The organism is Chitinibacter sp. S2-10, from assembly GCF_046530675.1.
Taxonomy (GTDB): domain Bacteria; phylum Pseudomonadota; class Gammaproteobacteria; order Burkholderiales; family Chitinibacteraceae; genus Chitinibacter.
This window is the reverse complement of record NZ_CP172558.1, coordinates 555,670-569,027: the sequence shown is the minus strand read 5'-3', so window position 1 is coordinate 569,027 and position 13,358 is coordinate 555,670. Positions and strand designations below refer to the sequence as shown.

Sequence of the window (13,358 nt, the reverse complement as noted above, 5' to 3'; positions counted from 1 at the left end):
TCAAGCCGGAAAAGTGTCATGTAATCAAAAGCAATTGCAATCACAATAATATTTCTTCATTGGATATATTGTTGGTGTTTTGGTGAAAGCTAGAACGAGTTTTGTAACCAAGATTGTGACGGCTTTTTCTGCCACGGTGCTGGTAGTTGTATTGCTATTGGCTGGCAATTGGAAAGTCACTAACGACGCTACGCAAGCGGCCGACTGGGTGGCGCATACGCATGAAGTGCTCAATGGCCTGTCAAAAATCAAGGCCGATACGCTGCAAATCGAGCTGGCAACGCAAAGCTTTCGTATTTCGGGCGATCAGGCGCATTGGGCCGAGCGTAATACAACGGTACAAGCGCGCGAGCAAACCTTGGCGCGAATTAAAAATCTAACTCGCGATCAATTCTCTCAGCAACAATATTGGCAGCAATTGCGCGCAGTGCTCAATCAGCGGCTCGCCATTTCGCAGCAAGTGCAGCACATCCGTGAAACACAAGGCGCTGACGCGGCCAATGCCTTTATCGCCAAGTCGCCGATACGGGAAACCCGCGTGCGAACGTATCGTATTTTGCGCGAGATGGAAGCAAAAGAGCGGCAATTGCTCGCCGAACGCCAGCAGCAATTGCTGCGCAATCGCCAAATCATGCAAGGCACGGAGTTGCTTGTCGCTTTTTTTCTCACCGCCTTGCTGATCGCCAGCTATATCCTGATCCGGCGACAATTGCGTGAAAAAGAGGCCAGTCAGGCGGCGCTGCGCCAAAGCGAAGAGAGCTTGTCGATTACGCTGCATTCGATTGGCGACGCGGTATTGGCGACCGATACCGCAGGCTGTGTGACCACGATGAATCCGGTGGCCGAGCGGCTCACCGGCTGGACTATCGCCGAGGCGAAAGGGCAGCCCATCGACGACGTGTTTTTCATTATTAATGAATTTACGCAAGCGCTCCAGATTGCGCCAGTCGCCCAAGTGCTCGCAACCGGGCAAACGCAGGAGCTTGCCAATCATACCGTGCTGATTGCGCGCGACGGCAGCCATTGTCCGATTGCCGATAGCGCTGCGCCGATCCGGGATCGTGAAGGACAAATTTGCGGTGTCGTGCTGGTTTTTCGTGATGTCACCGTTGAAAAGCAGATGCAAAGCCTGATTCGTGAGCAAAATGCCTTGCTTGAACAGCGCGTTGAAGAAAAAACCCGGCAATTGCACGAAAGCGAAGGTCATTTGCACGACGTGATGAATAGCGTGCCCGCGCTGATTGCCTTTGTCGATCCTACTCAACACTATGTCTATGTGAATCGGCAATATCATGAACGCTTCGCGCCTTATGCCGACGACATGACCGGAATGAGTGTGCAGCAAGCCTTGGGCGACGAGATGTACGCCATCGCCGCGCCAATGATTGAGCGCGCATTGCAGGGTGAGCCGCAAAATTACGACTTGCAAGTTGCGCCGGGTATCTGGCTCGCCATCACTTACACGCCCAAAAAAGATGCTCAAGGCCGGGTGCTGGGCTATTACGCCACCGGCGTAAATATCAATGCGCGCAAACTCGCCGAAAACAATATTCAGGCGCTCAATACGCAGCTTGAGCAGCATATCCACGAGCTGGAGCACGTCAGCAGGGCGCTGCGAACTTTAAGTGCGGGTAATCATGCGATGTTGCGCGCGAGTAAAGAATCCGATTTGCTCAAAACCATGTGCAAAGTCATCGTCGAAATCGGCGGCTATCGCATGGCCATCGTCTGGTATCGTACCGACGACGCCGAGCTGCGCGCAATGGCCGACTGTGGTGATCTTGCCGCATGGGTCGTGCCTAAAGATCCGCCAACGTATTGGCTGGCCGACGCGCAAGCTGGCGTCGTCGCCAGTGCAATACACACCGGGCAAGTCAGTGTCGCCAGACAGCTAGCGCATGCCGAAACGTCGGCCATCAGCCTGAGCACTTTGGCATGTCCGCTCTTTGTCGATGGCGCAGTCATTGGCGCATTGGCGATTTATGATTTGGGCGAGCAGGTGTTTGACGCTGATGAAATCAAGCTGTTGAGCGAATCAGCCGCCGATCTGGCGTTTGGCGTGAATACATTGCGAGCGCGTGCCGCGCAGCAAAGGACGCAAAGCGCGATGTATCACCTGACGCATTACGACGCCTTGACCGGCTTGCCGAATGAAACGCACTTTACCGAATTACTGACCGCAGCGATTGGCCGCAGCCTGCAATTTAACCAGTCGTTTGCCGTTTTGCAGACCAATATCGAGCGCCTGAGCGAAATCAATGACGCGCTCGGTTTTAGTTACGGCGATCAATTGCTGCAAGAGTTTGGCATGCGAATTTGCAATGCGCTACCGCGTGGCGCGATGGTCGCTCGCTTGCGCGGCGACGAGTTTGCCGTGCTCTTGCCTGATTGCGATGAAGCCGCCGCATTATCGACGGTGCAAGATATTGCCGAAATGACGTCATATCCCTTTGTGGTCGCCGATATTCCAATAGAAATGGCCGCCAAAATCGGTATCACGCTTTGCCCTGAACACGGCGATACGCCGCATGATTTATACCGCCATATGGATATAGCGGTTCATTTGGCCAAGAAAAAAGGCATCGGGCATATTGTTTTTGACCCAGAGAAAAATCAGGGTCAATCGCATCGCAGCCTGGTGATGGCATCGGAATTGCGCCGTGCCATCGAGAATGGCGATCTGCGGCTGTACTTGCAGCCCAAAGTCGATATGGCGAGCGGGCGAGTTTGCGGCGCAGAAGGACTGATCCGCTGGCAACATGCGACACATGGCCTGATCCCGCCGAACGACTTTATTAGCCTGGCCGAAAATACCGGTCTGATTAAGCCGATTACCGAGTGGGTCATCGAAACGGCTTTGCGCCTGAATCACGACTGGGCGGGAAAAGCTTGTGCCTTAGCGCTGGCGGTCAATTTATCCGCACGCAATTTCCGTGAAGACAATCTGCTCGAACGCATTGGCCTGCTACAGGAAAAATGGCCGGTCGCCACCGGGCTGCTTGAATTGGAAATCACCGAAAGCACGGTCATGGACAACGCCGAATTTGCACTTGGCGTCTTGCACCGCTTGCGCGAGCAAGGCATTCCGCTGTGCATCGACGATTTTGGCACCGGCTATTCGTCGCTCAGTTATTTGCAAAAACTGCCGGTCGATTACATCAAAATCGATCAATCGTTTGTTCGCGATATGCTGCAAAATCGGGATGCCGAGCTCATCGTTCGCTCAACCATCGAGCTCGTTCACGCGCTGGGGCGCAAAACCATCGCCGAAGGCGTCGAAACGCAAGAAAGCTGGGATATGCTCGCCCGGCTCGGCTGCGACATCGTGCAAGGTTATTTCATCGCCAAACCGATGCCAGCCGAAGAGTTGCCACGCTGGATCGCACACTATCAGGCCACACACGGCATGGCTGAAAGCCATCAGCACGAAACGGATATACGGCGATAATAGGGGTATTGCTTTGTATGTCGCTTAATGATTGATGTTCAAGCAAATACTATTGTCATGTATGTCTGGCATGGCTTGTGTCTGAATCTGCCAGCCCGCTCCGTATTCATTCAGTGATCCACGAAGTTATTTCTGCGCCACCACCGCGCTCTGTGGTGCAATCAGTTTGACGAGTTCATTGCGCAAATCGTTTTTGATCGGCTGGCCGTCGCGGTAAATGATGATGGGGTCGAGCAGCGGTTTTTCGCTGATGGCCAGTTGTGCGACGTTGTCGGGGCTGATCGTGTAGCGGCCTAGCGTTTTGGCCAGCGGCCACGGCATCTCGGGGAAGACGACGTAGGCGAGCTCGGAGCAGACGATGCGCTCGTGTGTCAGGACGTCAAAATTAAAATCGTACTCCTTGCCGACTTGTTCAATCGCCGTGAGCGCGGCTGTTTTTTTATACGGCGCGCCGATGTCGGCGCTGGCGCGCAGCACGAGCAAGTCGTCAATGTCTAGAAATTGCTGCAAGCTGCTGATCGTGACGCCGCTGCGCAGCGCTTCGACGATGCGCCCGCCATTGCGGATTTTGCCTTGGTATTGCGGCGGAATTTGATCCCACACCCCGATGTCGCGCAGCTCCTGCTCGCTGCCCAGCCAGATGGCGACATGGCCGTAATGACCGGGAATCATTTTATCGCTGAGACGAAATGGTGTTTTCTCCAGCAAAATATCCAGCGGTTTGAGCTGCTTTTCCAGCGCGGCGACGTCGCTGGATTTGAGTTTGGACAGTTTGCCGTCGCGGGTTTTCACCAGCCCTATCATATTGCCAAAGCCCATGCTCAAGCCGTAGCTGAGTGTGTTTTGCAGGTTTTGCTCTTCCTGGCCGACGGTGTTGAACAAGTGGCGCAATGAGCCAGTGATCGCAAATGGGTTGCCCTGTCGCAGCGTGACATACCAGACCGTGCTTTGGCTGAGTGCGTAATAGTCGTTTTCCAGCTCACTCGCGGCGATGCCCTTACTGCGGCGATTACTCATTAACTGATCGACAAATTGCGTCGCGCGTTGCAGGCGAATGCGATATTCCGATGAGTAATAATTATTCGACAGCTCGCGTAGCGTCGTTTGATTGCGCACATCGTAGGTCAGCAAATAGCCGATGGTCGGATTGTCGCGGTAGGGCTCGATGGCGATTTGATAGCTATCCATCAGCACCAGCGCGGCGGCAAGCCCGCGCTGAATATCGTGCAGCAGTTGATCGCCTTTGACGTCATTCGGGTTGACGTAAACGGTGCGCAAACCTTTGTTCAGGCTGGACGGTGCTGTGTTCAGAATTTGGTCGGCGTCGGTAGCGCGCTCGGTGCTCAGGACGAGTTTGACATTGTTTTGAAACAGCGCAGCAACGTTGCTTGCATAAGGCAGTAGCTGGGCGCGCAGCTCGATATAACGCAAAGCCAGCTCGCGCATCTGATTGCTTTGCGCTCGAGTCAGTGCCGGTGTTTTTTGCTCGGTGATTTTATGTTTGACGGCAAATTGATAGGCCTCATTGCGCAGCGCGACCAGATCGGCGACCTGTTTTTGAAACTCGGAGGTTTCGCCTGCTGCTGGTGCAGTCATTGGCCAAATCAGGGTCAAACAAAAAATAAAGCGCCACATACAAGATCTCCGGTGAGCGCAAATGATGGCGTTGCTGGCGAAATCTGTAAAGAATTTGCGCTGTTTCACCGCGGTTTCACCGCTGCTTAGTGGCTGCAATGCTTTGTATAGCGTTATTTCATCTAAAGGGTTTTCCTTGATCACCGAAATGCTTGGGTAAAATGTCGCCCGCATACAAATAAAACACCAACGATGTTGAGATGGCTAAAAAGGATAAAGATGGATCATCAAGACCCTAGCACCGCGCCGCAGCCAGTGAGTTTCTGGCAGGCATTTATATTCTGGCTGAAATTGGGTTTTATCAGCTTTGGCGGGCCCGCAGGGCAGATCGCCATCATGCATCAGGAGCTGGTCGAACGTCGGCGCTGGATTTCCGAGCGACGTTTTCTGCATGCGCTCAATTACTGCATGCTGTTGCCGGGCCCCGAGGCACAGCAGCTGGCGACGTATATTGGCTGGCTGATGCATAAACGCCTTGGGGGTATTGTTGCCGGGGCTTTGTTTGTATTGCCTTCGCTGGTCATACTCGTGGCAGTATCCTGGGTTTATATGACATTTGGCAATCAGCCACTGATTGCCGGACTGTTTTACGGGATCAAACCGGCGGTGACCGCGATTGTATTTCAGGCCGCGCACCGGATCGGTTCGCGTGCGCTGAAAAACCGGGTGCTGTGGGCGATTGCTGCAGCGGCTTTTGTCGCGCTGTTTGCTTTGCAACTGCCATTTCCGCTGATTGTTGCGTTTGCTGCGCTGCTCGGCTGGCTGGGTGGCCGCTATATGCCGCAGTATTTTCAAGTCGGCGGCGGCCATGCTGCAGCGCAGAAGTCGTACGGCGCCGCGCTGATTGATGACGACACGCCGACGCCTGAACATGCCCGCTTTCGCTGGCGTAAGCTCGCGTCGGTGCTGGCCGTCGGACTGTTGCTGTGGGCGTTGCCGATGGCGGCATTGACGGCGTCTTTCGGCTGGCAGCATACGCTGACGCAAATGGGCTGGTTTTTTACCAAGGCTGCGCTGCTGACATTTGGCGGCGCGTACGCCGTGTTGCCCTATGTGTATCAGGGCGCTGTGCTGCACTATGGCTGGCTGACGCCAGTGCAAATGGTCGATGGGCTGGCGCTGGGCGAAACGACACCGGGGCCGCTAATCATGGTCGTGGCTTTTGTCGGCTTTGTCGGTGCTTATGTGCAGGGCTTGTTTGGCCCGGATCAGCTTTTGCTGGCCGGTAGTGTCGCAGCGTGTCTGGTGACGTGGTTTACATTCCTGCCGTCATTCGTTTTCATCCTGGCCGGTGGCCCCTTGGTCGAATCGACGCACGATGACCTGAAATTTACCGCGCCGTTGACGGCAATTACTGCTGCGGTGGTCGGCGTGATTGTCAATCTGGCGCTGTTCTTTGCCGACCATGTGTTCTGGCCTGCGAGTCAGCAAGGCCGGTTTGACTGGGTATCGGCCTTGCTGGCGCTGGCGGCAGCGGTGGCGCTGCTCAAATTCAAGCGCAATGTGATCGAAGTGATTGTGCTGTGCGCACTGGCGGGGATGTTTGTGACCTTGTGACCTTGTGAGCTGGTGTTGCCCGCGATGTGCAATGCTTCGCGGGCACACCGGTGTACCTTGCAGGCGAGCACGCACCTGCAAAAATTCAACGCCAGCAGTTCTGATCAATAAAGCCCGCCCAGGAAAATTAATGCCCTTTATGTCCTTGATGGCCAGAGGGCTTATACATCTGGCTTTCTACTTTGACATCGACTTTCAATTCGCCAGCCTTGGCAAACTTGAGTGTCAGCGGGAATTTTTCACCTTCGAGCAATTGCCGTTTCAGGCCGAACAGCATGATATGGTTGCCGCCCGGCGCGAGTCGGGTTTCGCTGCCCTTGCTCAAATCGAGGCGGGTGAGCTGGCGCATTTTCATCGTGCCATCGGCCATTTTCATTTCGTGAATTTCGATGGTTTGCGCGATGTCGCCACTGACGCTCAGCAGCTGATCGTCGGTCTCGGTCTTGATGTTCATAAATACCGCGCTATTTACTGCGCCAGCGACCGTTGCGCGCGCCCAGGGGTGCTCGATGGTGAGTGTGCCCATCGTGTAGTCGTGCGCCTGTACCAGAGCGGTCGCGCCAAGCAGGGTTGCAGCAATCAGCCATTGTTTGAACATTGTATATCCTTATGGGGTATTGCCTTGAAGGCTAATAATTTATTGGTTTGGGCGGCAATACATGTGTTGGTATGCGCAGAGCCCGAATCTAAGCAATCAGCTTAAAACGATTTTACTGGCTCTGCAGTGCCATCAGCAATTTTCTTTAGGATACGCTGATTTATTCGTCGCCCCGGCGAAAGCCGGGGTCTAGGTGTTTCCTTTAATACGAAAAAAGCCCCCTGCTTTGAGGGGGCTTTGTCTTGTGGCTTATCGTACTTATTGCGGGTAGGTATTGAAATACGCTTTATGACCTTTGGCGAAGTTGTAACCGGTGGTTTTATCCCAGTTAATCGACCAGGTCATTACGCCGCGCAAATCTGGCTGCGCCGCGGCAGGCTTGTAGCTACCGCAGTTTTGCAGTTTCATCAGGCAGTCGAGCGCTTTTTGTGTGTCGGCAACCGAAATAAAACCGCCCGCTGGTGCTGCGCTGGCCGTTGATGGCACGCCAAAGCCGACTTGATCGGCACGCAGTGGTGGGAAGAATTTATTGGGGTCACGACCGACGTTAAAGCCAGTCAGCAACATATCGGTCATGGCGACTTGGAAATCAACCGTACCTTGCGTGTAGTTTTTGTCGTCTTTACCCGAAATGCTACCGGTGTTGTAGTGCTGAACGTGCAACATCGTCAGCTCATTGCGCAAGCCGTGGATGATGCCGAGGTAGCCACCCCAGATACCGCCTGATACGCCGTAGCCGCCTTGAACATAAGCCACTTCAGGCGCCATCGTTACGGTGAAGTTGCTGCCAAAGCGTTGTTTCAGCGCTTTGACACCGGCGACCAGATTCACCACTTGTGGTGTAGTCGGGTTGCGGAAGTCTTCGCCTGCGGCAATCGACAGATTGTTTTCGATATCCACGTCAACGCCGTCAAAGCCGTATTTGGCAATGATGTCGCCCATCGAGCTGATAAAGATATCGCGTGCTGCCGGGCTATCGAGCACGATCACGCCGTTGGCGCCGCCCAGCGACACCTGTACTTTTTTACCGGCAGCCTGTTTGGCTTTGATGTCGGCCAGGAATTCGGCTTCGTTGAATAATTTATCCAAGACAAAGACCGCTTTACCCTTGGTCCAAGGGTCGCCTTCGGCAAACGAGACATTGATGATGTCGTATTCATCCGGTACGTCTTTCAGACGAATCACGCCCGAACCGTTGTCGAAGTTATGCCAGTAGCCGACGACGGCGTGTTTTGGCAAGGTTGGGCAATCGCTCGCGCAAGGCGTTGCAGTTGGTGCTGGCGTGGCAGTCGCGGTAGGAACTGGTGTTGCAGTTGGTACAGGCGTCGCTGTAGCGATTGGCGTAGCAGTCGGAATCGGTGATGGTGTTGGCACGACAGTCGGACTTGGCGTTGGTGTTGAACCACTTACCAGTTTCCACGGACCCCATTGTTCGGTGCCCGGTACATTGTTCTGTGTCCACCATTTGGCTTCGTACACGGCGCCGTTGTAGCTCACGCGCTGGCCGCCGGTATAGACCGCTGTGCTGCTCCAGGCCGGAACGCCAGTGTTGGGGGTTGGCGATGCTGTTGGTAGTACATGAGGTGTTGGAACCGGTGTTGCGCCACCCTCTATGTGACCGGAGCAAGTCGCTAGATCATCCCAGACCCAAGTTCCGTAAGCCAGCGGTGGAATCGGGCACTGCGTTGCTGTTGCCGTCGGTGTTGGCATTGCCGTCGGTACAGGTGTTGCTGTCGCCGTCGGAGCAGGTGTGGCGGTCGGTCCTGGCGTCGGTGTCGCGCTGCTAACGCCGGTTTCTTTCCACAGCGTTGGTGTGCTCGCCGGATTCCAGCCTGCGCCAGCGTAAGCCGTATGCGTCACCAGTGCGGTATAGGTTTTGCCGTTGTAATCAACGACTGTGCCTGCAGTGTAGGTATTGCCTTCCTGCCAGGTCGCAGCGCTGACACCGGCTGCGAGCATCAGGCCAGCCAGCAGGCTGACCAGTCGGGCACGATGCATCAAGGTACTTGATTTCATTACATAGTCTCCATCTCTATCGATTTGTTTTTTTAGTCTGGCCTTGTTGCTGGCTGATCTGAACTCGGCAGCAACGGTCTTAGGCGCTCGTCTGGTTCACCGTTGGCAAACCAGACGTCAACAGAGACTAAAGGAAGGAGGGCGGGCATCGTTATGAAGCAGCCCTCATTCTCGGCGATAAAAATGCCTTGATAGATCGTGGGGGTATGTCTATATGGACGGCATTCACAAAGGCGTATGCGCCGATACATATATCAGTATTTGCTAAATTGCCCGTCGGCGGTACCAGCCGGTCAGCGAAACCCGCTCGCGCGTGGCGGGCAAGACTTCGTGCTCGAAGCGGTTGGCCATAAAGACCACCAGCGTGCCGCCATGCGGTGTGACGTCGACGTGTTGCGCGTCATCCAGATACAACCGCAATTGTCCGCCATCGCTCGCTTGCCATTGCGGGTTCAGGTATTGCACGACGGTCACAACGCGCGTGTCCTGATTGCGGTGCTGGTCAAGATGGCGCTGGTAAAAGGCGCCCGCCGGATAGCTGGCAAAATGCCATTCCAGCTCGGCAAGACCCAGAAACAGCTCGCGGTTGAGCTGTTGCTGCAATGCCGCCATGCGCGCATTGGCGGCGAGCATCGCCGGATCATCGTTGTCGACCCACAGCACCGAATCGCCACGAATATCGTTGTGTACCTGATGACCCGCTTCACGACCCACTCCGGCGCGGTTGAACTGCTCGCGACGTTGTTGCGCCAGCTGGTGCAATTCGCCAACGCTGGTGGCGTCGAGAAAATCGGGAATCACCAGCCAGCCGGGGCCGGTCAGCGCATCGCAAATGGCGTCGAAATGTTGATCAAGCGGCGTCATTCGGTTTCTCGGTTTGCGGTTTGGGCGCAATAAAAAAATCAATCGGACGTTGCCAGAAACGCTTGAAGAGCAGCCCGATCACCGGTTTTAATTCGCGCAAATTGCGTTTGCGCGAGCGCAGCGCGACCCACAGTGCCAAGGTAAAGCTGACGACCAGATTGGTCAGCCCGATCAGCATGACGCCAAAAGCGGCCCAGACAAATAGCCAGATCGGTAGCTGGAAATCATTGGCGGCAAATACGAACGATAAATTGGCCGCCGAAAAGGTGATGTGGCGAATATCAATTGGCAAACCCAGCAACAGACCGATGGTGCCGATTGAGCCGAGCATAAAGCCAAAATAGAAATTCCCCGCCAGCGCACCCAGATTGTGCTCGATGTATTTACCCAGCTTCTGGCTGCGATATTCGCCGATGGTTTTGTGCAGCAGCGGCAGCGCGGCAATGCGCTCGGGGATTTTGTTATACAGCGCCTTGTTATCGTAATAACCGGAAATCAGCCCGGTCAGAAACAGGCAGGCACCGGCAATCGCCGCATGCGGTATGCCCAGACCCGAAATCGGCATCAGATCGTGCAGCATGTGCGCAGCTTTTTCTGGGTTGACGACATGCTCGCCCAGTTGCATCCACCACAGCCAGGCAATCCCGAACGCGACTGGCATTGCCAGCAAGACATTGCCCAGAATGGCGATAAATTGTGTCCGCACGACCTTGACCATCAATTCGACCAGATTATGGTAAGCCTTGCTATTGCCTTCGCTCGGCAGCGCAGCAGCGATATGCGCCGCGGTCATTGCCGGTTGTTTGGTTGCAATCGTGCAATGCAGCAGATGAACCAGAATAAAGCCCAGTGCGTAATTCAGACTGAAAGCAAAAGCTTCGAGCAATAGCGGCAGATGCGCCTTGGCGATCTGGATTTTGAATAGCGCCATAAAGCCGACGATCACACCGGCACCCGCCGCTGATTTAAACATCTGCAGCCATTCGCTGCGCGATTCGCTGGTGTAATGCTCGCCGGTATGGCTGGCGTGTTCGGTGATCTGCAAAGCGAGCAATTCAGTGTTTTCGCTGAAGACATCACGCACACTGTTTTTGCGGTTTTCCGCTTTCACCAGCGCTTTGAACAGCCGGATCAGCGCGTCGCCGTGTGAGACTTGCGGGTCGAGCAATTCAAACAGCAGCTTCATCCGGTCGATATGCTGTTTGAGGCGCAGCAAATGATAAGTCAGGCTGACCGATGCGCCATGCCGGGAAGCGTATTTCCAGACCTTGTTGATAATGACTTCACATTGTTCGAGCAAAACCAACAAATGGCTGTGGTCTTCATCCGGTACGCGCCGCGCGGTCAGATCGTCGCGATAGCGTTCGATATAAGCGAGTACTTCGGCATTGAGGCGAACAAAAGGTGATTCGAAACGCTCGATTTCCGGGTGGTTGCGCACCACTTCGGGTTCAAGACCAATCGCCGAAATCCGGCACGACAGCACCTGGATCGCTTCGAGTTGCTGCAAGCGGATATGCGGCGGCAGCTCGGTCAGCGGCACTTCGTCCATATGCAAGGCCGCGCCGAATTCATGCCATACCTCTGGGGGGAGTGCATCCAGCCACAAGTAATCATGAGGCTTGCAGAAGATTACCCCCAATAGATCGCGGAAATGTTCTTCATTGACCGTCGGCGGCAAGAGCTTGGCACCGATCCGGCGCTTGACCGCAGTCATCATGCTTTCATTGAGCAGAATGCCGGTTTCGGTATACAGATTGACCTGCCGGGTATTATCGAGCAGCGAGAAAAATTCGCGTCGCAGTGTGCTGCGGTAGTCGGGATGTTGCTCGAGCAGATAGCACAGCGCACGGATATTATTGACCGCAGTCACCTGATCAGCAGGCTTGGCCGGGCGCAGTGCGGCAACCAGCTTGGCAAGCATTCTGACCGAATCAGCGTCGGTTTTGCTGTGCTGCATATCGCGTAACAGTTGTTCCATTACTTCATCCTTGTGCTTGGCGGTCTCGCCAGATTTAAAGAGGGTGGGGGATGATTAATTTGCTGCCGGTTGCAAAGCAATAATGGCCATGCCGGACAAGGCAAGGCAAGCGCCGATCAGATCCCAGCGCGAGAGCGCAATGCCATCAACAAACCGCAGCCAGAGCAAGGCGACCACAATATACATGCCACCATACGCTGCATAGGTGCGCCCCGCCGCAGCCGGATGCAAGGTGAGCAGCCAGGCAAACACGGCGAGTGAAGCCGCCGCTGGCACAAGCAGCAACAGGCTCCGCCCTTGCTTTAACACCAGCCAGGGCAGATAGCAGCCGACAATTTCGGCCAGCGCAGTGACAGCAAACAGGACGCTCAGGCGCAGGATTTCCACTAAATTAGTTCCGATTTTGGAATTGCTTATGAAAAGATATTGGCAGGCAATGACTCAATGCAGGCGTTCTTGTAGCTTGGTGCTGAGCTTGCGAAGCCCAACAGGTAAATGTTGGGCTGCATTTCATTTAGCCCGACCTGCCGTGTTTTAGGGATAGAACCATTTCTATTGATTCTGCAGAGATATGCTCTGGCCATCCCAAGGCATCAAAGTGAACATGAAATGAAACACCATTATTTGACATCTCTGCGTCATAAGGGAGGTTTTGTACAAAGTTAGTAAGCGACTCAATTCCGCCGGTTATGTATAAAGTGTCGTCTCTTTTGGATGCTACGAACATGTCATCCGTTTTTTCTAACACAATGGAAGTTAGAACTTCATCATATGGAGATGGATCAAGTTGTGTTTCTGTTTTTAAAAAGAGAAGCTTGTCGTTGCTTTGGCAAAAATCGGTAATTTGCTCAGAAAGGCGTTGAAGCTCGTCATTGCTTCCTGATAATTCGCATTCCATTTTGGAGTAAATGATTTGAATCATCGCGGCTGCACCTTGTGTCTCGGTGCCGTTGCCACCTCAAGCTGCGTCAAATAAAACATCGCCTGTTCCCGATTCTGTCCGCACATTTCAATCCCGGGCTGCAAACCGGCGCACACCGTAGGTCGATCCGGGTGATTGAAAATTTTACACCGCAATTGTTCGTCGAGCTGGATGCACGGCACGCCTGCTGGCTTGCCGTCGGGCATGCCGGGGATGGGGCTGGAAATCGAAGGGGCGGTGCAGCAGGCGCCGCAGTGTGATCTACATTGCATTGCCCGATTATACCCGATGGCTGATGGCATTAATGCGGCAAAGCCTCGTGATTAGTCCGCCTTGC

11 protein-coding genes are annotated in these 13,358 nt (G+C 54.3%); 3 read left to right on the top strand and 8 right to left on the bottom strand.

Features of this window, described 5'->3' with window-relative positions; all coding sequences use genetic code 11:
* The first annotated feature begins 82 nt into the window (after positions 1-82).
* Positions 83-3,448, top strand: a complete 3,366-nt coding sequence (locus tag ACG2XO_RS02620; protein ID WP_410499292.1) for an EAL domain-containing protein — start codon at positions 83-85, stop codon at positions 3,446-3,448.
* Positions 3,449-3,574: 126 nt separating this feature from the next.
* Here ACG2XO_RS02620 and ACG2XO_RS02615 read toward each other — a convergent pair whose 3' ends face one another.
* On the bottom strand, positions 3,575-5,044 hold the full coding sequence (locus ACG2XO_RS02615) for a YiiX/YebB-like N1pC/P60 family cysteine hydrolase (protein ID WP_410499291.1): 1,470 nt from the start codon (positions 5,042-5,044) through the stop codon (positions 3,575-3,577).
* A gap of 258 nt (positions 5,045-5,302) precedes the next feature.
* Between ACG2XO_RS02615 and chrA the strand changes: the two genes are divergently transcribed.
* Positions 5,303-6,640 (top strand): chromate efflux transporter, encoded by a 1,338-nt coding sequence (chrA, locus tag ACG2XO_RS02610; RefSeq protein WP_410499290.1) that lies wholly within the window; start codon positions 5,303-5,305, stop codon positions 6,638-6,640.
* Positions 6,641-6,767: 127 nt separating this feature from the next.
* Here the strand turns inward: chrA and ACG2XO_RS02605 are convergent, their stop codons facing one another.
* The 7 genes from ACG2XO_RS02605 to ACG2XO_RS02575 form a co-directional block, all read right to left on the bottom strand.
* The gene (locus tag ACG2XO_RS02605) at positions 6,768-7,238 is read right to left on the bottom strand and encodes a copper chaperone PCu(A)C (protein WP_410499289.1); all 471 of its coding nucleotides are present in this window, start codon (positions 7,236-7,238) and stop codon (positions 6,768-6,770) included.
* Between the two features lie 258 nt (positions 7,239-7,496).
* Complete coding sequence (locus ACG2XO_RS02600; RefSeq protein WP_410499288.1) at positions 7,497-9,254, bottom strand: chitinase; 1,758 nt, start codon at positions 9,252-9,254, stop codon at positions 7,497-7,499.
* 264 nt (positions 9,255-9,518) lie between these two features.
* Positions 9,519-10,118, bottom strand: coding sequence for a 2OG-Fe(II) oxygenase (locus ACG2XO_RS02595; protein WP_410499287.1), 600 nt, complete (start codon positions 10,116-10,118; stop codon positions 9,519-9,521).
* A complete protein-coding gene (locus ACG2XO_RS02590; protein ID WP_410499286.1) occupies positions 10,105-12,099 on the bottom strand; it encodes a site-specific recombinase in 1,995 nt (664 codons plus the stop codon). Before ACG2XO_RS02590 ends, ACG2XO_RS02595 begins: the two co-directional genes overlap by 14 nt.
* 54 nt (positions 12,100-12,153) lie before the next feature.
* Entirely contained in the window at positions 12,154-12,486 is a 333-nt protein-coding gene (locus ACG2XO_RS02585) for a YnfA family protein (RefSeq protein WP_410499285.1), read from the bottom strand.
* A gap of 127 nt (positions 12,487-12,613) precedes the next feature.
* On the bottom strand, positions 12,614-13,021 hold the full coding sequence (locus ACG2XO_RS02580; protein WP_410499284.1) for a hypothetical protein: 408 nt from the start codon (positions 13,019-13,021) through the stop codon (positions 12,614-12,616).
* Positions 13,018-13,236, bottom strand: a complete 219-nt coding sequence (locus tag ACG2XO_RS02575; protein ID WP_410500222.1) for a Fe-S-cluster oxidoreductase — start codon at positions 13,234-13,236, stop codon at positions 13,018-13,020. Before ACG2XO_RS02575 ends, ACG2XO_RS02580 begins: the two co-directional genes overlap by 4 nt.
* Here ACG2XO_RS02575 and ACG2XO_RS02570 point away from each other — a divergent pair.
* Complete coding sequence (locus ACG2XO_RS02570) at positions 13,157-13,348, top strand: hypothetical protein (RefSeq protein ID WP_410500279.1); 192 nt, start codon at positions 13,157-13,159, stop codon at positions 13,346-13,348. The two genes, ACG2XO_RS02575 and ACG2XO_RS02570, sit on opposite strands and share 80 nt — an antisense overlap.
* The last annotated feature ends 10 nt before the right edge of the window (positions 13,349-13,358 follow it).